20 protein-coding genes are annotated in these 22,650 nt (G+C 55.9%); 13 read left to right on the plus strand and 7 right to left on the minus strand.

Translation table 11 applies throughout. The features are described 5' to 3' along the window. Nucleotides 1-3 precede the first annotated feature (3 nt). Nucleotides 4-3,033, plus strand: a complete 3,030-nt coding sequence (locus tag QQJ86_RS03005) for a Tn3 family transposase (RefSeq protein ID WP_284319421.1) — start codon at nucleotides 4-6, stop codon at nucleotides 3,031-3,033. Nucleotides 3,034-3,038: 5 nt separating this feature from the next. On the opposite strand, the gene QQJ86_RS03010 is transcribed toward QQJ86_RS03005, so the two are convergent. Then, nucleotides 3,039-3,914: a hypothetical protein gene (locus QQJ86_RS03010; protein WP_284319422.1), complete on the minus strand. Its 876-nt coding sequence runs from the start codon at nucleotides 3,912-3,914 to the stop codon at nucleotides 3,039-3,041. On the opposite strand from QQJ86_RS03010, the gene QQJ86_RS03015 reads away from it, so the two are divergent. Continuing rightward, complete coding sequence (locus QQJ86_RS03015; protein ID WP_284319423.1) at nucleotides 3,901-4,257, plus strand: DUF417 family protein; 357 nt, start codon at nucleotides 3,901-3,903, stop codon at nucleotides 4,255-4,257. The two genes, QQJ86_RS03010 and QQJ86_RS03015, sit on opposite strands and share 14 nt — an antisense overlap. Nucleotides 4,258-4,352: 95 nt before the next feature. Here QQJ86_RS03015 and QQJ86_RS03020 read toward each other — a convergent pair whose 3' ends face one another. Beyond that, entirely contained in the window at nucleotides 4,353-4,754 is a 402-nt protein-coding gene (locus tag QQJ86_RS03020) for a RidA family protein (protein ID WP_284319424.1), read from the minus strand. Nucleotides 4,755-4,790: 36 nt separating this feature from the next. Further along, the gene (locus tag QQJ86_RS03025) at nucleotides 4,791-5,219 is read right to left on the minus strand and encodes a DUF1801 domain-containing protein (RefSeq protein WP_284319425.1); all 429 of its coding nucleotides are present in this window, start codon (nucleotides 5,217-5,219) and stop codon (nucleotides 4,791-4,793) included. Nucleotides 5,220-5,407: 188 nt separating this feature from the next. Here QQJ86_RS03025 and QQJ86_RS03030 point away from each other — a divergent pair, with 188 nt between their 5' ends. Further along, nucleotides 5,408-5,995 carry a hypothetical protein gene (locus QQJ86_RS03030; RefSeq protein ID WP_284319426.1) on the plus strand — a complete coding sequence of 196 codons (588 nt, stop codon included), beginning with the start codon at nucleotides 5,408-5,410 and terminating at the stop codon, nucleotides 5,993-5,995. Nucleotides 5,996-6,425: 430 nt separating this feature from the next. On the opposite strand, the gene QQJ86_RS03035 is transcribed toward QQJ86_RS03030, so the two are convergent. After that, entirely contained in the window at nucleotides 6,426-7,850 is a 1,425-nt protein-coding gene (locus QQJ86_RS03035; RefSeq protein ID WP_284319427.1) for an aldehyde dehydrogenase family protein, read from the minus strand. A 161-nt stretch (nucleotides 7,851-8,011) separates the two neighbouring features. Between QQJ86_RS03035 and QQJ86_RS03040 the strand changes: the two genes are divergently transcribed. The 8 genes from QQJ86_RS03040 to QQJ86_RS03075 all read left to right on the plus strand — a co-directional run bounded on the left by QQJ86_RS03040 (nucleotide 8,012) and on the right by QQJ86_RS03075 (nucleotide 16,512). Next, the gene (locus tag QQJ86_RS03040; RefSeq protein WP_284319428.1) at nucleotides 8,012-8,899 is read left to right on the plus strand and encodes a LysR family transcriptional regulator; all 888 of its coding nucleotides are present in this window, start codon (nucleotides 8,012-8,014) and stop codon (nucleotides 8,897-8,899) included. 680 nt (nucleotides 8,900-9,579) lie between these two features. Beyond that, nucleotides 9,580-9,789 carry a hypothetical protein gene (locus QQJ86_RS03045; RefSeq protein ID WP_284319429.1) on the plus strand — a complete coding sequence of 70 codons (210 nt, stop codon included), beginning with the start codon at nucleotides 9,580-9,582 and terminating at the stop codon, nucleotides 9,787-9,789. Between the two features lie 637 nt (nucleotides 9,790-10,426). Next, nucleotides 10,427-11,851: a hypothetical protein gene (locus QQJ86_RS03050; RefSeq protein WP_284319430.1), complete on the plus strand. Its 1,425-nt coding sequence runs from the start codon at nucleotides 10,427-10,429 to the stop codon at nucleotides 11,849-11,851. A gap of 167 nt (nucleotides 11,852-12,018) precedes the next feature. Next, a complete protein-coding gene (locus QQJ86_RS22795) occupies nucleotides 12,019-12,468 on the plus strand; it encodes a response regulator transcription factor (RefSeq protein WP_423372982.1) in 450 nt (149 codons plus the stop codon). Between the two features lie 227 nt (nucleotides 12,469-12,695). Next, nucleotides 12,696-12,929, plus strand: a complete 234-nt coding sequence (locus QQJ86_RS03060) for a hypothetical protein (RefSeq protein WP_284319432.1) — start codon at nucleotides 12,696-12,698, stop codon at nucleotides 12,927-12,929. Between the two features lie 382 nt (nucleotides 12,930-13,311). Continuing rightward, complete coding sequence (locus QQJ86_RS03065) at nucleotides 13,312-14,214, plus strand: hypothetical protein (RefSeq protein ID WP_284319433.1); 903 nt, start codon at nucleotides 13,312-13,314, stop codon at nucleotides 14,212-14,214. 72 nt (nucleotides 14,215-14,286) lie between these two features. Next, complete coding sequence (locus QQJ86_RS03070; RefSeq protein ID WP_284319434.1) at nucleotides 14,287-16,086, plus strand: hypothetical protein; 1,800 nt, start codon at nucleotides 14,287-14,289, stop codon at nucleotides 16,084-16,086. Nucleotides 16,087-16,110: 24 nt separating this feature from the next. Next, the gene (locus QQJ86_RS03075) at nucleotides 16,111-16,512 is read left to right on the plus strand and encodes a hypothetical protein (RefSeq protein WP_284319435.1); all 402 of its coding nucleotides are present in this window, start codon (nucleotides 16,111-16,113) and stop codon (nucleotides 16,510-16,512) included. Between the two features lie 273 nt (nucleotides 16,513-16,785). Here the strand turns inward: QQJ86_RS03075 and QQJ86_RS03080 are convergent, their stop codons facing one another. Beyond that, nucleotides 16,786-17,571, minus strand: coding sequence for a LytR/AlgR family response regulator transcription factor (locus QQJ86_RS03080; protein ID WP_345782808.1), 786 nt, complete (start codon nucleotides 17,569-17,571; stop codon nucleotides 16,786-16,788). Next, nucleotides 17,568-18,653, minus strand: coding sequence for a sensor histidine kinase (locus tag QQJ86_RS03085; RefSeq protein ID WP_284319436.1), 1,086 nt, complete (start codon nucleotides 18,651-18,653; stop codon nucleotides 17,568-17,570). Before QQJ86_RS03085 ends, QQJ86_RS03080 begins: the two co-directional genes overlap by 4 nt. A 214-nt stretch (nucleotides 18,654-18,867) precedes the next feature. On the opposite strand from QQJ86_RS03085, the gene QQJ86_RS03090 reads away from it, so the two are divergent. Next, nucleotides 18,868-19,956 carry a hypothetical protein gene (locus tag QQJ86_RS03090; protein ID WP_284319437.1) on the plus strand — a complete coding sequence of 363 codons (1,089 nt, stop codon included), beginning with the start codon at nucleotides 18,868-18,870 and terminating at the stop codon, nucleotides 19,954-19,956. Between the two features lie 321 nt (nucleotides 19,957-20,277). Continuing rightward, nucleotides 20,278-21,165: a hypothetical protein gene (locus tag QQJ86_RS03095; protein WP_284319438.1), complete on the plus strand. Its 888-nt coding sequence runs from the start codon at nucleotides 20,278-20,280 to the stop codon at nucleotides 21,163-21,165. A gap of 318 nt (nucleotides 21,166-21,483) precedes the next feature. On the opposite strand, the gene QQJ86_RS03100 is transcribed toward QQJ86_RS03095, so the two are convergent. Beyond that, complete coding sequence (locus QQJ86_RS03100) at nucleotides 21,484-22,599, minus strand: TIGR03032 family protein (protein WP_284319439.1); 1,116 nt, start codon at nucleotides 22,597-22,599, stop codon at nucleotides 21,484-21,486. Between the last annotated feature and the right edge of the window lie 51 nt (nucleotides 22,600-22,650).

Consider the following 22,650-nt stretch of genomic DNA (forward strand, 5'->3'; position numbering starts at 1 on the left):
TCAATGACGAAACTGGACGAAACTTCTTATCCTTACCTCAACCCGCAACCCTCAGACGCCGAAATCCAGAATCACTACACTGCCTCCCCGGACGAATGGTCGTTCGTTCGGGAAGTAGCTCAAACGGCAGACGGACAGCTGGCCGCTTTATTCCATCTGAAACTCCATCAGCGGCTAGGTCGATTCATCGACCTGGTAACCGTACCGAACCTTATCCTGCAAAAAATCGCAGCGTCGGTCGGGGTGAACCGCATTCCAACGGTCACGGCGTTGCAGCAATACGATGCCTCATCGACCGGCCGCCGTCATTTGACTCGGATTCGCGACTACTGCGGCGTGCGGCCCTACGATGCCAACGTAACAACCTGGCTGACGACTGTGGCCGAGAAAGCCGCAGAATTGAAGAGCCGACTTCCCGACATCATCAACGTGCTGCTCGAGGAACTTGTTCACCACCGCTACGACCTACCTTCCTTCGATGCGCTGGATCGCATAGCCGCCACAGCACGCGAGACCGTCCATGAAAGGTACTATCAGAATGTCGAGGGCCAGCTCACCTCCGAGCTGAAAGAGACGATCGATAGTTTATTGGAAACGCACAACAGCCCGACTACCGGCTGGAACTCATTGAAACGCGAATCGCGTAAACCCACCAACAAGGAAGTACGGCAATATCTACAGCATGTGGTACGCCTGCGCGAACTCTCAGCGCACATGCCGAAATTGTCGCTTCCCGTACCCAAGTATAAGTACTTCTGTGACTTGGCGGCCAGCTTGGATGCTAGTGAGCTGCGCCAACAAAAGGCGAGCAAGCGCTATACGCTTGCGGTCATCTATATTCGTTCGCGGTATGCAGGCACGCTCGACGATGCGGGCGAAATCTTCGTCAAATTAATGCGCGCGCTTGAGAATAATGCCACAGCGCAATTGATCGAACATCAGCTTGAGCATACGGAGCGGGCCGAGCGCCTAATTCTTCAGCTCAAAGATGTATTGGAAGCCTTCGTCCGTGACGGCTCCATCAAAACGCGCATTGAGGCTATCGAACACTGCCTTACTGAGCAACCCGACGAGCTTATCACTCAGTGCACTGAGCATCTGGCTTATGCGGGCAAGAACTATCTGCCTTTTCTCTTGCGTCCTTACGCAGTCCAGCGCCCAATCCTCATGAATTGCCTGGACATCATGAACCTCAAGAGTGCGAGTGACGATAAGGTCATGGAGCACATGATCGAGGCACTGAAGCGCTGTCGCTCCTCGAAAGGTGTACTTCTGAGTGCGGAGGCGCTGGGCATTGATCTGTCCTGCGACCTTGACTGGTTGAAGCCTCATTGGCGCAAACATGTCCTGGTCCAGTCAAAGGAGGGCGCAACCTCATTTCAGATCCATCGTAAGTATTTTGAACTCGCTGTCTTTACTCAGCTCAAGGAAGAAATCACGACGGGTGATGTATTCATTCCGGGTGGCGAGACCTACGATGATTTTCGTGAGCAGCTCGTCGACGACACGACACTGGACCAGGAACTGGTTGAATTTGTGGAAATATCCGGCCTGCCGGCCACGGGCAAGGAGTTTGTCCGTATGCTCAAGGCTGAAATGCTTACCGTGAGCGAACGCGTCGACAGAAGTTTTCCAGATAACTCGGAGGCACGCATTGTCGATGGCATGATCGTACTGAGTAAGCTCAAAAGGACGCCTTTGGCGGATGCTATCAAGCGGCTGGATCTTGAGATCAGCGCCAGAATGGATCCAACGACGATCGTGGACGTCCTCGTGGAGGTCACCAAATGGCTTGGCGTTGAGAGACATTTCAAGCGACTAGCTGGCACCGAAGGACGAATCGACGATTTGCTTCGACGGGTGGTATTGACGTTGTTTTGTTATGGATGCAACGTTGGCCCAACGGATCTCGCTCGCTGCGTCAAAGATCTTTCTCGCAAACAGGCTGCATGGCTGAACCTGAAATACGTCAATGAGGAAACGTTGCTGCGAGTAATCAATGATGTGATCAATGCGTACAACCAGCTGGATTTACCCATGTATTGGGGATCTGGCTTGTCAGCTTCCGGCGATGGTAAGAAATGGACCATGCGCGAAAACACCATTATGAGCGAATATCACCTCCGTTATGGTGGCTATGGCGGTATCGGCTATTACATAGTCGCCGATACCTACATCGCGCTGTATTCGCGCTTTATTACGTGCGGCTCCTACGAGGGGCACTACATCCTCGATGCCTGCATGGAAAACACTTCCGACATCCAGCCCAAGTATTTGCATGGAGACACCCATGCGCAGAACTATGTGGCCTTCGGCCTGGCACCGTTTCTGGGCGCCAAGTTGATGCCGCGTATTCGCCGCTTCAAGGATCTCCATCTCTATCGACCCTCGCCAGGAAAGCGATACAAACATATCGACGCCCTGTTTGACCGAACCATAAAATGGGCGCTCATTGAACGGCATTACCGCGACATCCTGCGCTTCGCAGTCTCCATCAAGCTTGGGCGGATCAGTCCTTCAACGATTCTGCGTCGCTTTAACAATAAGAGTAGGAAAAACAAGATCCACGACGCCATGCAAGCACTAGGCGCTGCTTACCGTACCATTTATATGTTGGAATACATTGAGGACCCGCAACTGCGAAGAGCCATCAGTGCGGCAACCAACAAGAGCGAGGCATTCAATCAATTCATCAAATGGGCATTTTTTGCAAACGAAGGCCTGATCGATGAGACAATTCGTCACGAGCAGCAAAAACTGATCCGCTATAACCATGTCGTGGCGAACATGATCATGTACCACAACGTTCAGCAGATGCAGCGTGTGCTCGTGGAACTCAGGCAAGAAGGATGGGATATCACACCGGAAATGCTTGAGGCGCTCGGTCCATATCGGACCCAGCACATCAACCGCCTTGGACAGCATGACGTCGATACCGGTCGACCGATAGAGGCGCTACGAGCGGGTTCTCAGATCTCACTTGCCCGCGCGCTGGGCCACCAGCACCCGCGGCAAGAGGCTGCTCCGGCATAATGAAATTATTTAAAACAATAACTTAGGCGCCAAGTGAGCGTTTTCGGGCAAATCTCGGCCATCCCTCTATTTGGACTCAGGTGAATATCATCATTATTAGATTTAGCCACATAAATAGTATCGTTACCCGCACCTGTCCAAACAGTATCGTTACCACCCATGGCGGTATTCGATGCACCAAGCACGATGGTGTCGTTGCCGCCGCCTATGGCCCCACCCTGCGAATCACCCTCAATGACGTCGTCACCTGAGCCAGCCACGATATAGTCGTTGCCACTACCAACATAAAACGTGTCATTGCCTGCACCTACGCTACCTATAAGTGCATCTGCCGCACTACCTGAACCATCCAGAGTGTCATCGCCGTCTTGAGCAATCAGCAAACTTGGCATGTAGTTACCCACGCCCAAGTGATAGCCGTTGCGCTTTGATGCCACCAGATCACTACCTCCACCGCTAGCTGCCACCTGAATATCAAGCGAGTCGACTGTCGCTGTGAAACCAGTAGCCCATGGGTTCAACGAAGTGTCGGTGATATACCTATTATTTAGTTCAGTGTCAGCCCAATTAAGCTCACCTTCCAGAGCTTGAACAACAGTACCACTAACAGCAGGGGCATATTGCTGAATCTCTTGACTCGAAAGAGTATCATTAGCTCTGTCAATGGCACTAACAATTTTATTATTTTTACCCCTATGATTCACCCAAGTGTTTTCATAACTGAAGGCAATAGATCTATTTGTTTGACCGCCTGTTTTTTGCGAAAACTCTGAATAGATCGAGAGGGCTTCGGTATTCGTAACGTTTGATTTCGAAGTGTCAGTTGGCGCATAGAGACCGAATATTTCACTTTCCGCATACCGCCGTGTGGCTGCAGCCATTGTGTTGCCACCGTTCATCTTTTGGACGATTCCGGTCTTGGGGATTCACGGCACATCCATCCTGCTTGGCACCTCCGAGTGGACCTTTGGCTCACTACTGTTACTGGGCTTCTGGAACAAGAAGATGGGTGCGTTGGGCGCCCTCGGCTCCATCGCCACCTTCATCTCCACCGTGACGATCCTTCCGTTCGTACCCGATGGATGGGATGCCGGCGCCGGTGGTTTTCCCGCGATGGGGATGAACGCAGCCTTCCTTTTGAAGGATCTCGTTCTGCTGGTGGTCTCGGTCTACTTGCTCAGGGAAGACGTGATCCGCGCGTTGAACTTGCCGCGCAAGGATTAATGCAGCCGAGTCAGTTGCAAGGTCGCACAGAATGGGAGGCCATCAGGCCTCCCTTTTTTTTAACCAACATTGCGGTTGCTCCAGCTGGGTTGTTCTCAAGCATCGTCGACGACCGCCATCGCATCGACTTCGATCAGATAGTCGGGTGATAGGGCTGCTACTCCTACTAGAGTATCGACGGGCTTGTGATCCCCGAACAGCGTCACCCTGGCCGCTTCGATGATCGGCAAGTGTTCGTCCCGCTTGTAGTCGACGACGTAGATCGTAATTTTCGCTACGTGTTTGGGGGCGGCGCCGGCGGCTGCGAGAGCTCGGCCGAGGTTGGCGAACACCTGGCGAGCCTGCGTCGCTAAATCGCCTTGGCCAACGAGTTTACCGTGGATGTCTTCGGGCTCCTGGCCGGCGACGAATATCAGCCTGGTACCCGTCGCGACGACGACTTGAGTGTACGTCTGCGGAGTGGGCAGATCCTTGGGGTTGATGCATTCGAGCGCCATGGGTTTGCGGCCTTCTGTGCGATTGACAACGACCCGTTAGGCGCGTGTCTGTTCGATTCCATATCGTATGGCATCTTCGAGAACATCAACGTCTATATTTTTTAGTGCGCGGAATTTGATGCAATACCCCGTTACGCTCGCCTGACCGATCTTCTTTCCAAATTTCTCGGCCAAGTATTTTTTGTCTTTTATGCCCATGATGTAGACGGATATGCCTGTTGTATTTGCGCTCATGCCAATCTGATAGAAATCCTTGTTTTTTCCGTCGGCATACTTAATAGCCTGCACTCCGTAACCTATGTTCGGATTGGAAACCACCCGGCCGCTTTCGTCTTTTCCATCGAGAAACCACAATTTACAGTCCGGCATGATTCCAAGAATGAGGCCATGAAGCTCTTGGAGGTCTTTTTGTTTTGCCTCTGGCTGGGCCGCGATATAGTCCTTGATTTGGCTGCGTACGTTCATATGAAAATCCCTGCCTGGGGTCTGCTTAGCCAATCCTACTCCCGATAACACGGGCTAATCGTCCTTCAACAGCGAGCGTCCATTCGACGCCGATATCGCCCAGCAGTTCTTCGAACACACCCACAGCGGCAGCACTAAGCGTAAGATCGGAGCCCTCGCGCACTTACTACAGTCTTGAGGGAGGTCTTATGCCCCTTCTTCGTTACGCTGTTTCAGCAAGTTTGGTGGTGGTTGCTACCATCGCTACCGGCCTTCCCGCCCGTGCCTCGCAGGATGTGCCGAAACCGCAGCAGACACCTAACCTTTCTGGCGTACACGATTTCGACTTTTTCATCGGCAGTTGGCGCACACACAGCCGACGACTGAAATATCGTCTTGTCGGCAGCCACGACTGGGAGGAATTCGACGGCACGATCCGCTCGTTCAGTCTTATGGGTGGATTGGCGAATGTCGACGATACCGAGTTTGATACACCGGAAGGCGTCTACCGCGGCGTAGCGCCGCGTGCTTACGATCCGAAGACGGGATTGTGGGCCATCTGGTGGATTGATGGTCGCAATCCCCATGGTGCACTCGACCCGCCGGTCAAGGGGCGTTTCGTGCACGGCATCGGTACCTTCTACGCCAGCGATACACTGCGCGGCAAACCGATCAAGGTGCGCTTCATTTGGTCGCAGATCACTCCCACCACTGCGCACTGGGAGCAGGCCTACTCGGGTGATGGCGGCAGAACTTGGGAAACCAACTGGATACAGGATGTGCGCCGGGTCAAGTGAACCCGAGCCTCGAGCCTAAAATCGAAGAGATCAGCAATCTCTTTCTACGCCAGGCTAAATGTGAAGTTGGGGGGATCAAGGCGGATTAACGCCAAGCAAATCCTGCAGTGCTACGTCCAGCTGATGTGCCGAAACGGGTTGTTCTTCGCCGTCCGCAGAGCTCATGAATTTCATGCCATTCAGAACGATGCCGAGGCCGCGCCGAAGACATGGCCGAGATGGCTGTTGTGATGGGCCGAACGTACTTCGGTGCGGATCACACTATGTTTCCGTGCGCGCGATCCATCGAGAGGATACCCCCGGGCCGCCGGCCACGCGTTCATCGCGCAACTGCGGCGGCGTCAGGGTTGTTATGCGCAGTTGCCCAACAAAAGATGCCCGCAATAAAACGTGTCAGGGACAATGTGAGCGCCGCGACGGAGCGGAGGGATTATCCCGCCGCCATCAGCAAGGTCTTGGGTTCAAGGTACGCGCTCATGCCCCATCGACCCATCTCGCGGCCGAGCCCGGAATGCTTGAAACCACCGAACGGTGCGCGTGGTTCGTGGGCGAGTGTGTTGACGAGTACGCGGCCGGAGTCGATCTGGCGCGCCACGCGCTCGCATCGTTCGAGGCTTTTGCCTAGTACGACGGCGCTGAGGCCGTAGCGCGTATCATTGGCAATGGCGATGGCGTCGGCCTCGTCGTCGTAGGGAATAATCGTGAGCACGGGGCCGAAGATTTCCTCGCGCGCAATACGCATGCGGTTGTTCGCGCCGGTGAAGATCGTCGGCTTTACGAACCAGCCGACGCGCAGACCATCGGGCCGGCCCTCGCCGCCGGCGAGCACTTGTGCGCCCTCCTCGATGCCGAGGCGAATGTAGCTTTGTACGCGCTCCCACTGCTTCGCGCTGACCATCGGGCCGATGTCGGTCGTAGCATCGCGCGGATCGCCGGACTTGACCTGTGCGACGGCCGCCTTCGCGACCTGCTCGAATTCCGCTAGCCGCTGCCGTGGCACTAGGATACGCGTGCCTGCGATGCAGGCCTGGCCGCTGTTGGCGAATCCCGCCTGCAGCACGAGCGGCATGATGGCGGCGAAGTCCGCGTCGTCAAGCACCACGGTCGGTGACTTGCCGCCCAGCTCCAGCGTTACGCGCTTCATCGTCTCAGCACCGGCGCCAACCAGATGCTGGCCGATCGCGGAGGACCCGGTGAATGAGATCTTGGCGATGTCGGGATGGCGCGCGATGGTTTCGCCAACCACGTCGCCACGGCCATTGACGATGTTGAACACGCCGTTGGGGAGACCCGCTTCGTGCAGCGCCTCGACGACGACCTGCGTCTGCATCGCACTCATTTCGCTGGGCTTGATGACAGCGGTGCAGCCGGCCGCCAGAGCCGTCGCCAGCTTGCTGCAGATGAAGCCGGCATCGCTGTTCCACGGCGTGATCAGGCCAGCGACGCCGACTGGCGTCAGGATCACCCGCGCGTTGCCGACTCGTTCCTCGAACTCGAAGGATCGCAGCGCGTCAATGGCTTGCATGATGACGTCGGCCGGATAGGTCGCCATCCAACGACCACGCGCGTGCGGCGCGCCGTATTCGGTGACGACGGCTTCCATCAGCGCATCCTCGCGCGCCGCGATGGCTTTATGCATGCGCTGAAGCGCATCGATGCGCTCCTCGCGCGTGGTGCGCGACCATGCTGAAAACGCCGCCTTCGCCGCGGCGATTGCGCGCTGCGCGTCCTGCTCGTCGCCCAGCCGAACCTGGCCGATGACTTCCTCGGTGCTGGGGTTGTGCAGATCAAACCATTCCTGGCCGTGTGGCACGACGAATTCGCCGTTGATGTAGATGTGTTCGATGCGTTGCATGTCGATTTCCTCTAGGAAAGTGAGGGTGCCCCGTCAAGCTGGGAGAGCCGGCACTGGGGGCGTTGCACAACGCAGTCTAGGGAGGGATCATTGTTCTGATAATCCGATTTATAGTGAATGGCATATTCCGAATATCAGGATAATCCATGCATCGCACGGGAATGACCGAACTCGAAGTGATCCTTGCCGTCGCGCGTCGCCACAGCTTTCGCGGCGCGGCGCAGGAGCTGGGCATGTCGACCACGGCGGTGAGTGGCGCCGTGGCCGGGCTGGAGGCGCGCCTCAAGGTGCGCCTGTTCAATCGTTCGACGCGCAGCGTGGCACTCACCGACGCCGGGCAGCGCTACGTAGAGCGTATCGCCCCGGCGCTCGCCGAAATCCACAGCGCCGGCGAGGAAGCTGGTAGCGGACCCGACACGCCCAGCGGCACGCTGCGGATCAATGCGCCGCACGGAGCGGCGTCGCTGCTGCTGGAACCACTGTTCGTCCCCTACGCGCAACGCTACTCCGACGTGCGCATCGACCTGGTGAGTGAGTCGCGCATGATCGACATCGTGGCCGAAGGCTTCGACGCTGGCATCCGCCTCGCCGAATCAGTGCCGCAGGACATGATCGCCGTGCCGCTCTCCCGCGACCTACGCATGTTGGTGGTGGCGACGCCCGAATATCTGGAACGCCACGGCACGCCCAGGCATCCGCGCGACCTGCTCAAACACCAGAGCATCGGTATGAACATGTCGCACGGTGGCATCTACCGCTGGGAACTGGAGAAGAACGGCCGCAAGCTGCAGATGGACCTGCCAGTGCGCATGGCACTCAACGAGCTTGCCGCCATCAAGCAGGCGGTGCTGCTTGGACTGGGCATCGGCTTCATTTCCGAATGGTTCATCGCGGAGGAACTGCAAGCCGGCGCTCTGGTGCCCGTGTTAGTTCCGTGGTGCCTGCCCTTCGGCGGCCTGAGGCTTTACTACCCAGGTCGCCGTTTCGTGCCCGCGCGGCTGCGCGCGCTGATCGAACTGGTGAAGGAGTTGCGGCTGGCCTCGGGCTAAAACAGGTTCCCCATTATTGGCGACAGCACAAAGGAGGACTTGACGTCGAACCAGGGCAACGCGTACTTGGCAGTCGTCCATGATCACTCGCGCTAATGCTGTGTACTATCCCGGGAATCGCCAGAACGATCGCACTGCCCCATTGCTTCGGGTCGTATGCAGCTCTATCCCCTACCCTCGATAACCCCATCTAATCGCTATAAAGGTAGTTTATTGCGGTTACTAGACGAGCCGGGCGATCCGTGGTGCGTCAACTTAAGTTACCCCGCTCGCGGTTTTACACAAGGTAACCACTGCTAGGTTTCGACTACTGTCTTGGCATCCAACAGGCAGATGGTCGTATCTGACGATGCAGGTTAAGTCTCAGCACGTGCGACCCACGGATGCTCTAATCGCCCGCCGATTTTTGAGATGCACCGATGAACGCCCTCTCTGATCCCATCCCCACCCACATTGCCGTGGCTTCCACCCGCCGCACTGGCCATGTGCTTGCCATGTCGGCTCGGCCAAAGACGTGGGTCGCCGCTCTGCTTCTTGGGATCAGCTCCACCGCACTATGCGCCCCACAGGCTCCGAGCCATCTGTTTGGTGGAGTCCTCCACGCCCGAGGTCCTCATGGGGTTTACACCGAAATCCGATTTGCGCCACATCGCTTGGTCGCGCAGGTGCATGAGCCTCACATGTGCGTCTTACGTGCCCATCTCGTGCACGGAGATCCGCACACCAGCCGCTACGCTATCGAGACACCTCAGGGCGGACGCTTCTGCGATGAACTGGTTGGCGGAGAAATCGTGATCCATCCGCATTCGCCGAATGACGTGATGGCGGAGTTCCGATCGGCGCGTATGGATTGGTCAGGGGAGTTTCGCCGCCATGCGCCGGGCCGCTGACTTCTTAACGGACAACGGATTGTCTTCTGTAAGAATCCGCCTACAACAGAAAGCGAAAGCGCCTGATAGCTAATTCTCGTGCGCTTACAGAGAATAGCGCCATGCCCCGTGAGTCCCGCCGACGTTCGGCTGGTGGCACGGATGTCAGGTGCGGCAAGGAGGTCGCGATCCGACGAATGGGGCATCATTCACAGGATGTGTCAAAAGCCCCGGCTCTGCCGGGGCTTTTTCGTTTTGGCGTCGAGGCATCGTGGCGATCACCCATGGGTTTGCCTCCTTCTTCATGGTGGCTGGCCCATCCAGTGATGGGTAGCAACCCGTCAGATACTTCGATCAACGATGGCCGTGCATGAGTGGCGTCGAAGCCACCGCGGCACTAATGCCATTGCTACTCCTACGCTCATACATACGAGGTTGCGCGCAAAATTCCAGGCGAAGTCCTCAAGCGCGTTCAAGCCGTTTAGCCTGATTCGATGCGGGTCATTTGTGATCTTGTGCGACACATTAAATGGATGTGTACGTTTACTCATTTCGGCGTCGTGAGAAACCATCGGCCACCCCTGAAATCAGGGGCTGTCATGCGTTGCCGGGGGCGTAGCATGCGACCTTAAACTCAACCACGAAATGGGTGGAAGGTATGGATACGAAACGTGGCAGCATCGGTGATGTCAGCGCGCTAAAAAAAGCAGCGAAGAATTTGTTTGACAACGACATACGCGTTCGCTGGGCAACGGCCAACAATGTGTGGCGCACTGCGTGGGCACTGGACAGCATTTTGGATTATCTGAGCATCTGCAAAGTCGATGGTTCGGCATTGGGGGATGACGCGCTGCACGCTCTGGATCCCACTTGCGCTGGCAATTGGTGGGACGACTTTGGCTGGATTGGCATCGCAGCGTTACGGGCCGCTGAGCAACAGGCATTTCCTTTGCAAGGCACTGCGTTTATCAAAATTGCCATCAACGCATGGGCTTATATGCACGGCACCGGGTGGTCGAGCAGTACCAGTAATACGGCGGTCTATCCGTTCCTGGACGATGCGCTGCCAGGATGGCGTGAATTTGCCGAAAGGCCGGACACGCAGAATAAAAAATACGGTGCGCCACGTGTCTGGGAGAATATTCGCAAAACGTGGCCGTCGGCCACCGACGAGGAAATTGCACAGCGCAAGCCACGCTATTCACCTGGTGGTATCTGGAACTCGCCGTTTGAAGGTCCATCGCAGCCATATCTCACCACAACCTACGATGGTACGGCGAGCTACCTCAATCCCATCCAGAATACGGTCTCCAACGGCCTCTACACCATTTTGAGCTTGCGCCTTTACATGGCCTGTGCCAGCAAAAAGTATAAACAGGTGTTCGAGGATTCCACGTTGGATGAGGGCGCCTGCCTAAGGGCATGGACAGGCCAGATCACTTGGTTGAATAGCTGGATGATGGACACACCCGCGGACGAATCGCTGTTGTTCGATCTGGGAATGGGTAGTGTCGTGCGCGAACGCGTCTCCACGTTCCAGTCGCCCTATTGGGATGCGGCGTACCGAAAGACGCTCGCCTGGACCGGCGATCAGGGACTGCTGATGGGTGCGCTGCGCGAGTCGCGCGCAGTCGGCTTTTTGCTTCCCGGGCTCCCCGTCCTTGAGCAATACGTCAACATCATGATCGGCACCTTCAAAAACGCGTACGCGCCGCGCAGCTATGGCCAGGTGCAAGGGCTTTCCTTGCTGCCATGGATGCTCATCGGCGAGACCGGCATTCCGGGAGGCTTTCCGTTGGGAGATGACGGGGATTACCAGACAGGTACCGGCGTCTTTATGCGGTACTTGCTGCAGCTGTATCTGGCCGAGCCCGCGCGTCTGCAACCCTATGCCGATCTGATCACCAACTCCGCATGGCAAGTTGCCATGTCGCCCCTGGGTGCACCCAATCCACCTGGCAACTGCGACGCTTTTACGCCCTACCCCGGCGACGGTTTGAGCGAATTGACAGTCCACATCAATCGACTGTCGGTGATTGTGATGGCCATTGCGCTGGATGCGACGGGTGGCGCGTCCGCATAGGTAAACACAGGTATACCCGACCACGGCGGGTCATCGAGTCGATGGGTAACCCCGCGCTCGATCGCGGCAAGCACTACACCCCCGCCGTTGCGCGGGCGCTAGGGTAGCGCCGCCTGCAACGCATCCTGCGGCGGTAACCCGGCGCGCGGGTGGCAAAGCACGCCGACGTGGCGGAGATAACGCCTCGTGAGCGTGAGATCCTCGCGCTCATAGCTCAGGGGAAACGCTGTCGAGACATCGCAGCGTCCTTGGGAGTTGCCGTGCATACCGTCCGGAAACATCGGACGAACATCTGTGAAAAGGCTGGCCTCCATGGCACGGGGCAACTAGCCGCCTACGCCATACGCGTAAATGCACAGGCTGCTCCTGTAGGAGGCAACGCCGAGCAGATCAATGCGGCCGCTACCGAGCACAGCCAACTGCTGGCTTCGCTTAGCGATCGCGAGCGGCATGTGCTCAGGCTTGTCGGCCAGGGACTGACCAGCAAGGAGATCGCGCGCCATCTCCTGATAAGCCCAGCTACCGTCCGCAAGCATCGCGAGAACATCTCCAGGCGACTGGCATTGCATGGTCTTGCGCCGCTCGCGCTTCTCGCCCATCAGGCTTACCTCGCCTGACTACGCCATCGGCGGTATTCCGCAGAACCCTTGTCTTCGACAGGCTACGCCGGCGCCCTGCGGAAGTGACGAGACAACACTCATTTCTGTCAGTACAGCGTGGAGCGTGACGACCAGGTGCGGTCAGGGAAGCACCAACGTCGCCTTCGAAAAGGGACCACGTGGATACATCCATTAACTCCATGGTGCACCCGCATTCTCCGACAAACCATCAAACGGAGCTTCCAATGACAACGATCACCTTGATGAACAACATTCGACAGGAGCCGTCGAAAATCCACGCGATGACTGCGCTGCCGATGGGCGTGCGATTAAAGGGCCTGAGTGGAGGGCCTACTCAATTCAAATGCAGCAATCCGCTTGATGACCTCAAGGGAGCGAAAAGCGTGCAGATCACCTACGACGCAACTGTTCGCGGAGATCCTCACGAATCCGTCCAGGTAAGTTCGGTGATGCCGTAAGGAGTCTTCCGAACAGGGGTCTGCAGGTGCCCTCTTCAGCGCTTTGGAGAGGGCACGTGGGTAAGCCCAGTGCACGATCTGCAACGAATGAGCGGGAGAAAGCAGTGATGGTCCGGAGTTCGGACTTGCTGGGTTACCCCTGCATCCGCTACGCCATCGGCGGTATTCCACCGGCTTATACCGCTCAGCATGCTTCCGCTGTGCACGACGGTTGCTGTCCCCTCTTCCTACCAAGAGGCACGCACAGCGGCGCTGATGCACAACGACCACGTCGACAGCAGGGCGATGCATCACGTCGAACGCGCTCATGACGCGGAACCTTCCATCCACACCTCACCGACAGGTGGGGATGTGGCTTCGCTTCGGACAAAGGGGAATCACAATGACCAAGAGCTACTCATGGCGAGCAGCGCTCAGCCTGGGGATCCTGATGGCAGCGTTGGCTTTGCCTGTGTGGCAGGTCGTGGCGTCGGGCCAAACCGCCGCTACCGGCGTGGCGCCCGCTGCCGCACAGAACGACACGCTGCGCGACAACGCCAATACGGTCAAGCAGGAACTGAGCAAACGCATCATGCTTCTCGAGCAGCAGGAAGCCATGGGTCGCCGCCAAGCCGAGAAGCTCACGGCGGACCTGGGTAACTGGGTTTCAGAAGGGAATGCGCTTAGCGATAAGGCCAAAACCGTCGAGGCCGATATCAAGAGCAAGGAAAGCATCGAGAAGGATGCCAAGGCACAACGCGAGAAGCTGGAAGCCGAGCGTCAGGGCATTGCACAGGAGATCGAGAGGAAGAGGAACGAGTCGATCACCTGTTACATCCCGATAGTCCAAATCTACTGCTGGGCTGCTGATCTCGGTGGCCAGCTTGCCACTCTCGACAGCCGCCTCTTCGACGCCACGCGTCGCTGGGCGGATGTCCACCGGGAGGCCAGCATAGCCAGGGCGCAACTCGAGCAACTGCAGAGCGAGCAGCGGATGATTTCCAACGGTCAGGACCGTTCGAAGCGGGCGATTGCTGACCTTGATGGTCGGCTCGCTGCGTTGAAGGAATCTTTGGCCAAGTACCGTGAGATCTCGCTGGCGCAAACCGATGTCCTCAGCAAGTTCACTTCGAAAGTGAATGATCTCGCCGCAGGGTCCTCCTCGTCACGCCCCGAGGTCATCGAGCGCGAAGTCGCCTCTCTGAGCCAGGCGCTTGCGAGCCACATGGGCAAGGCTTGCAACCTGCTGAAATCCTCCGGCCCCGCCATCCCCGCCAACGTGCAGCAGGCCTGCGTAGCGCAATAAGTCGCTGGCGCCGCTCCAACCACCCCATCGCGCGTTCATTCGCCCGCATTACCCAATCCTTAGGAGATCGCCATGTCCACTGTTCAGTTCAAGACGAAGCAGGAAAAGCTCGCAACCGCAGTTCGTGACGGGCTCGACGCAATGCTTACTCAGAAGCCTCTGCGTCTTCCAAATCCGGATGACGCTTTGGTTTCGCATTGCGTTGACCGCATCCAGGATTCCTACGATGCCGCAAATGCAAAACTTGATACGGACAACGCTATCGACCTGCTTTACATCGCCTATTCGGCGACGCCACACAGTGAGGCGGACATTCGCAACGGCATTCAAAAAATCATCTGGGGACTGATAGACGCCCAGAAAGATAGCTTCGGCGTCATGAGCGATGCGATCGCTATCGCGGACCGCATCAATGGCAAGTTGGCGGCACTTTTTCCGACTTGGTTGGAACTCCGCGAACCCGTCGCAAATGGCACATCGACACCGGCGCAAATGGAAGACTTTCGCGACTTTATCAAGACGGAACTGGTTGTCGTCGCAACCCATATCGCGAAGGAAGCAAGGGAGATCGAAGAGGCTCTGCTGCGGTGTGGCGATTCCTATAACGGAATCATCGCGAACACACAACTGGTCACCACCAAGAGCAGCAATGTTCTTGGCGAGAGGATCAAGGAGCGCGAAGCGCTCGCGAAGGCAATGGTTGAACAGAATGCGAAGCGCGAAATGCTCGAGTCTCTGGTTGCCGATCTCGCCAGCAAGGTGAAGCAATTCGAAGCCCAGGCCAAGGACTTCGAAAGCCAGGCCAAGAGCTCTGAAGAGAAAGCGTTCGTGCTTGCCATCATTGGCGCGGCGGCGTCAGTTGTCGCCGCGATCATTCCTCCCGTGGCCATGCTGGCGTCGTCTGGCCTGGTTGGAGCCGCATCGCGGGGCAAAGTGGATGCCACCCCGGCTGCTACGAATCCCGCGGTGGGCGATGAGGCAAAGACCACTACCGAGTTGGCCACCAAGAAGGCGAAGCGCGAAGCTGTGAATGGCGAAGTCGAGAAGCTCGAAAAGGAAATCGAGAATCTCAGCTCGACATCAAAACCGGATGACGACGAAGCCACGAAGAAGGCCTCCGAGGCACGCGTCTCTGAGCGGCAAGGCGTGCTCACCGAGAAAAAGCAAGAGCGCGCCGCTCTCGACAAAGAGATTGGAGAATTAGGAGCTGCGCTCGAGCGAGGACGAAAGGCGGCGGAGGATATGTCCGACAAGAGCCGCGACCAGGCAGCCAATTTCCGCAAGATGCAAATGGAGATGCTAAACAAGGCGGAATCATACGAGAAGGAGCGCCGCGAGCAAGCGGCAGACCTTGTTCGCATCAAGGTGCTCCTCCAAGGCCAGCAAAGCCATGACGAGAAGCTGCAGATCGCAGTCAGGTCGCTCGACCTCAGCATTTCGGCCCTTAAGCGGATGCAGGAAATCATTCGCGAAATTGCTTTCTTCTTCAAATCGTTCGCCGACTTCATGAGCGAGATCGCTCATGAGGCCGACGAACAGCTGGAGGAGATGGGTAAGCTGAAGGACAGCGCGGCCCCGGGTTACAAGCTGCGTCAACTTACGCGGGCCACCGACACTTTCTTTGTCAAGCAGAGTGCCGAATGGCATGCGGTCTACCGCGTGTCCTCGCTCTTCAAGACCGGCTTCCGAGATGGCTTCACACGACTCAACGAGCTCGATGGGAAGTTCACGCGGACTGATCAATGGGCGGCGTATTTGACGACGGCCGCTGCGGATCTTGAGGTCATCGCCAAGTCACGCCAGGAGCGCGCCGACGCGAAGATTACGGATCTGGGTGCCTATCGCAAGGAGCTCGAGAAGAGCGCGGCGTAATGACTACAAATCATGGAGACCGTCATGACCGATAAGCCCAAGTTACCCGAAACCCACGTCCAACCTGTTCGTGAGATTTTTGAGGCACTCCAAGCTCGCGCCTACGAGGAATGCCACTACCCCACGCCCAAGGACACTGTCATTTTCGCAATCGCCGAACTATTGAAGGCGGGCATTTGGTTGGAGTTGATCAAGCAAGGCGAAAAGAGACCCGAGCCGAAGGCCGCCATGGTGGCACTCTTCGAGGAAGTAAAGGCAACCATGCTCCGTTACAACAACAAAAACTGGAAGCCCGATAAGGTAGTCACTCTGACGCAGAAGGATGCACGACTTGCATACCTCTGTCGCCAGGCCTTCGGTAATCTGCCAATCAAGGAGTCCTATTGGAAAGTGTGGGGCTGGCTGATCACAGAAGGCGCGAAGTAAGCAATTCCGACTGCATCATCCGCTTTGTCCGATCAGGTCGAGCACATGGCAAAGGGGTGCGATCGGCGCCCCTTTGTTGCATCGCCTACTTGGGATTGTCTACCGTGGCGCACTCCGGCTTAGAAGGTATCGGGAGTCGTAGGCTCAATCTACCTTACCCTCGATAGCGCTCCCTAATCGTGTTCGACATGCGAAGGCCTGCGTGAACGCGCCCTGCTCTGCTTTGGCTTTGGCCAGCGTCGGATGCCGCTGGACTCCAATGCCGATCGCGACTCAAAGCGAGGAACGTCGATTTCGCAGCAGATCGTGAAGGCTCGGACTGTACTTGCGGCTTGCGCGCAGCGTCTGCCCATCTCGTAATGTAACGAGTGCATCGCGATTGGCGAGCGCCTGCACGCGAACGATGCGATCTACCTGGACGATCGAGGAGCGATGGATGCGCAGGAACTGTGAGCTATCTAGATGCGATTCCAGAGAGTTGAGCGTTTCGCGAATTAAGTGCGTCTTACGCTGTACATGCAGGCCGGCATAATCCGCCAAACCCTCTATCCAATCGACGTCGTCTGCCTTCACGAAGGTAATATCGTTGCCACGGCGAACCGTAAAGCGACGAACCGGCTGGTTACCTGTGCCAGTGTGCTTGGCAATTAGCTGTTCATAAAGAAGGCCGTACTGGCTTTCTTGTCGGTGTAGCGCAACCGTTCGCCGAACGCGATCAATGCATGCGGCGAACCGTTCGCTATCAATGGGCTTGAGCAAATAATCGAGTGCCTCGATATCGAATGCGTTTAACGCATATTCGTCGTGCGCAGTCAGGAAGACAAAATGCGACGTGTAACCCTTAGGTAGCAGTCGCACTAGCTCAATTCCGGTAATACCCGGCATCTCGATGTCAAGAAAAACCAGATCGGGCGTCAGATGAGAAATCGCATGCAGCGCTTCCTCTCCCGTCGCGCATTCGCCGACAACGATCATGTCCGAGTACGCGCGTAGGCGCGTGATTACACCAAGCCGTGCGAGCGGTTCGTCATCGACGATAAGGATTCGGATAGTCATCATCCGACCATCGAAGAGCTCACAACCGGCTCCGTTACAAGCGGGAGCTGAAGTGAAGCCATGAATCGTCCAGTCTCAGCCGACAACACCAGTGTAGCGTTGTGGGCACCGTAGATCTGCCTCAATCGAGCCCTCGTATTCGCCAATCCAACCCCATGGCTTTGATGGGTGGACGTCGCTTCTAGATCAAACGTGTCGTTCGCAACGTCGATCTGCAATCGTTGCTCGGCCAAACGCGCACTGATGGTGATTTCACCGCCTGAAGGTGACAGAGCAATCGCGTGTCGTATGGCATTTTCGATGAGCGGTTGCAGCAAGAAGCGTGGCACCTGCGCGTCATTCGCCTCGTCACCCACATCGATGGATACCTTAAGTCGCGAACCGAAGCGTATCCGCTCGATGGTGAGATACTCGTCGACCACTGCGAGCTCATCGCGAAGCGTCACCGTATGGGTGTCGGGAAAGCTCAGCGTGTTGCGCAGAAGCGCAGCCAGCCTTGCAATCATTTCGGTAGCCAATAGAGGCTGATTACTTACCACCAACGATGAAATGGCGTTGAGTGTATTGAAAAAGAAGTGTGGTTGAAGCTGATAGTGCAGCGCCAACAACTGTGCATCGCGCGCTGTCGCTTCCGCTGCAAGCAGCCTAGCCCTTTGTTGCCCAACGGTCTGATAATGCTTTATGCCGAAATAGAACGCACTCCATCCTTCAAGGGTCACGCAGACGCTGATGGCTTCCGTCAGTGCGAATCTCCAGTCAAACGTCAACGTGCTGTCGGACCAGTGCATCTGCGTGAGGCGCGACGCGATCGTGCACGCAACGCCTAGCGCATAAGAGACAATCGCGCAGAAGGAGAGCGCGCGAAACAGCGGCACACCCTTGCGCCATAGATATCGACAAAGAAAATACAAGAGAAAGCTGGCAAGAAAAGAACTACCAAGCTCCGCCACTATTCCAAGCACTTCGGCACCGGTGTGACTGTAAGGTGCAAGAGTGATCGCAGTCGCCAACGCATAGAGCGCCCAGCCGCCGATCTGCAGCGGCCAGAAAGATACGAGGCGCCTGGCAATCTCTGGAGTAGGCATGCCGTCATTCTATAGGCGGCCTTTCTGTTCTTGCATCCTTTGGGCGTACTGAATGCACGGTTCATCGCAAAATTACTGGGTCTCGTCGAAGCGGAGGCTTCTAGTCGTCGTGCGCCCCGTTAGGCTCCGCACAAGTTCCTGCTGCATTCATTCAATTAACGCCCTAACGCAATTTATACCCGCTGCCAATCCGGCAAAATCAAGGGGGGATCTTGTGAAGAATCACGTCTTGAAGAATTCTGGAATAGCCATAGGTCTGTTCGGAGCCCTGGTCGTTTCAAGTAGCTTTGCGCAGGAGTTTATGCCTGCGATGAGGCATCCAGGTGCGCGAATAGCGATGTCTAAAGCGCAAGTGAGCACACGGATGTCGGACTCACCGACCTATACATACACTCTGCTCAGCTATCCGGGCACTCTCGACACACAGGGCGTTGGCATCAACCCCGATGCCCTTGATCCCGACTTGGGCGGCCAGAGCGGAACAGCTAGGCCGAAGATTAAGGTCGTGGGGGCGTGGTCTTCGCCCGACGGGACATCCCAGACAGGCTTTCTTGCTCGAGTGTCTGGAACCAAGCCCGTCCGCGAGACCTACGATCTATTGAATGATCCTCTGGGTTCACTGGTGCAACAACCCTATAGCATCAATGATTTCGGCCAGATTGTCGGCGACTATTATATGGGTGAAATCGGAGGCTCTTATATCTTTCACAGCTATGAGCTGGACGGCGATAAATTCATACCTCTAAATGTGCCGTTTGTCGGCGCCGTTAGCACCTTCTCTCCGGCCATCAACAATACGGGCGAGATTGTCGGTGGATGGACCGACAGCGCCGGAAACTCGCACGGATATACGCTGATCGGAGGTGCGTACACCTCGTTCGACTACCCCGGTGGCGGCCAGATTCAGCTGTATCTTTCAGTCAACAGTCAAGGGGACATCGCTGGCTCCTACGCCGATGCAAGCGGCAACGTCCATGGCTTTTTGCGGCGTGGGGACACCTATACTTCGATCGACTTCCCAGGTGCGGTCTACACCGCCAGCACGGGAATTAATGATGCCGATGAGATCGTTGGAAGTTACTGTCCAACCAGCCAATGTCTTGCAACGGGTGGTGAAGGCTTGCAGGGATTCATATTGAAGAATGGGATCTATACCACTTTCGCGATTCCGGGCGAGTACGCCACGGCGTTAGCCTCCATCAACAACAAAGGCGTGCTGATGGGCAACTACTACGATGCAAACGTGAGTGCGGCCGACACAGCCAATCACGTTTACACGTTCCTGGCGACGCCGACTCCATAGGGTGTCGCTAAGACAGGCGAAGCGATCGACGGGGCATGCGTGTTTCGCATAGATAGCAGTACACGTTACTGCGTTCCGTTCACGTCCTATTGACGGACTCTATTCCCCCCCCCTTACAGGGCACCCTCTTCTTTTAAATCACCAAATGTTCGTCAGCATTGTGCATCAGTCGAAAATTACTCATTTTGCAGTGTCATTTACACGCACACAAAAATCACCACAATTCTAATCGACGCTATTGAGAATAGCGTCAGTCATAGAAGCACCACACGAGAACACACTTGTTCAGCACCTTTAATATCAATACCAGGAGGGTTATCTATGAAATCGTCATTGATGTCCGCCATTTTAGTAGGCGGATGGGTCGCTATTGCTCCAATCGCAAGCCATGCTCAATCTTCACTGCCTCCCTTCGTCCAGTTCCAAGAAGTTTCTAAGAATCCCGACCCTTATGCGGGTATCCATGAGGTCGGGCCGCAACCCTCACTCACTCCGCTATCCACCAGAACGAGCAACGGCATTGCGAATACACCAACGCAGCCTGTGGATGGCCGATTTACATTCAATCCCATCACGGTCTACATTCCTTATAGTGAAAGTACTGGATCGTCTACTGTAGACTGGTATTGGAACGAAACGGACTCATATTTTCGCTTCGGGTGTTTGTACATTGTCGTAGATAATATAAGCCCTGAAGCGCAGGGAAAAGTCACTGAGTGTGAGACACAAGGAAGCTACAGCGTAACCCTTCCTTGGATTCAAATAGGACATATCTACACTGCTTATCTGCAAGCGCAAGACACTCCCTACCAAGAAAACCGCGGTACACCTCAGTCTGCCGTTTTCTTCAATCCCGGCTCCTCCGTCGTCATTCGGGCGCAACTGCCAGTCAATATTTCCGTCAGCCCCAATCCTGCGACCATTCCAAGTGGAGCCACCTCTACCACGGTCACCATCAACTGGAACAATCTGGACCCAAATAACCAACGAGTATCATGGTACGGCACCAACAGTGCCCCTCCATATAATGGGCAAACGCTTTGCCTTGGACAACCAGCGAGTCCTGCTGGGGCTACTACCGCCAAGGTCGTGAGCGGTCAACGCTCAACACTTTACGTGGTTCCCTATGATGGATGCGTTGCCGGCACTGTAGTCAGTTCAGTTCCTCATCCTATTCTCAATCAGGTGTCGTTCTATACAACTAACTAAGGTTGGACAATAAAAGTGTACTGCGTCATTTGATGTAAAGCCCCTCTCCTAGGCGGGGCGTCATCAATGCAAGGATAGAGAAGGCTGTCGTTAGATAGCCTTCTTTACGTTCAAGCTGTCAAAAAAATTTTGCAGTAGTCATCGATTAAAATTAAGAAGATCCAATTGATACCTTATCCTGAAGGATCGCTGATTTATCGGCACTGATCTACTTTCTCGTCAAACAATGCCCTCGCCGCAAATTTGCATTCCTTCCCGCAGCACCCGTCTCCAGTCCCGGCTTTTGCCGGGACGGCGATTTATTCAGAGTTTTCTCAATTACGATTTTTTCAAAGCTTGCGGCAGCGTAATAAGACTCGATGCTTCCGGCGAGTTGGGGCTGACGACCATTGGACGCGAGCAACCAGGCACGACGGCTACGTCATACAACTCGGCAACCGGTCCATCGATGCGAAACCAGTTGACGCACGATCGCTTTTCCAGATCGATCACATGGATACCCGTCCAAGGTTCGGAATCGGCTTGCTTGAGTCGGGCATCCAGCTCCAGCCCTTCAAAGCGCTTATAACGAGGTCTCGACAGGCCAACGAAGGCGTATTTGTCGTAAAAAGCCAGGCCGCGCAAAAAACCGGGGCAAAACACTATGGGCTCGAACTTTCCGATACCTTTTTTTTTGAAGCCGGTGATTTTGCCGAGCTCGCCGGTACCGGAATTGAGCACCCATAGCGCTCCGTTATGCACTCGCGGCGAATGAGGCATCGACAGGCCTTCGCATAGGACTCGGTTGCTCGTCACATCCATCACGATGCCGCCGTCGCTGCGCCTGTCACGCCAGCCGTCGATCGTGTCGGAACGGCTTACGGCTGTAACGTAAGCCGGTTTGCCGTCGGCCATGGCCAGGCCATTAAGATGGCAGCGATCTTCGCTGACGACCTGTGAAATGAATGGCGGCTTCCAGATCAATTCAAAGCTGTGTCGCGCGGAAACGGTGGCAAGGCAATTGAATTGCGTGTTGACAAAAATGCTCCGCCCCTTGGAATCCACATCAATATCATGAGCATCAAGTCGACCGGTCAAATGAATGGTGCGAGGCATGTAGCACGCATCAAAGCTGTCGTTGATTTTTTCGCCGTATTCCAGCACGTTTTCAAAACGAATGATCTGCGAGTCGCAACAGAGGACCATGCCCCCTTTTTTGTCGATGGCGATTCCCATCGGCTTCAAGATTTCCGACTGATGCAAGTGTGCGCCGCCATCCTGGCGTCGCCCGAGGAGATACAGCAGTCCGGACTGATACGACGTGAACGCCAGAGCTATATTCAATTTGGACAGAAGTGCGATGAGTCCATTGGAAAATGAATAACGCACCTCTTCCTGCTGCAGAACAGGCTCCTGCAAAGGGCTCTGCTCGTCCGCTCCGGTTTCATTATCCAAACTTGCGCTCCCCGATAGTCCGCGAATATAGAGCTGTTGGGTTACCCCCGA

The sequence above is a fragment of the Dyella acidisoli genome (genome assembly GCF_030160295.1).
GTDB lineage: Bacteria > Pseudomonadota > Gammaproteobacteria > Xanthomonadales > Rhodanobacteraceae > Dyella_B > Dyella_B acidisoli.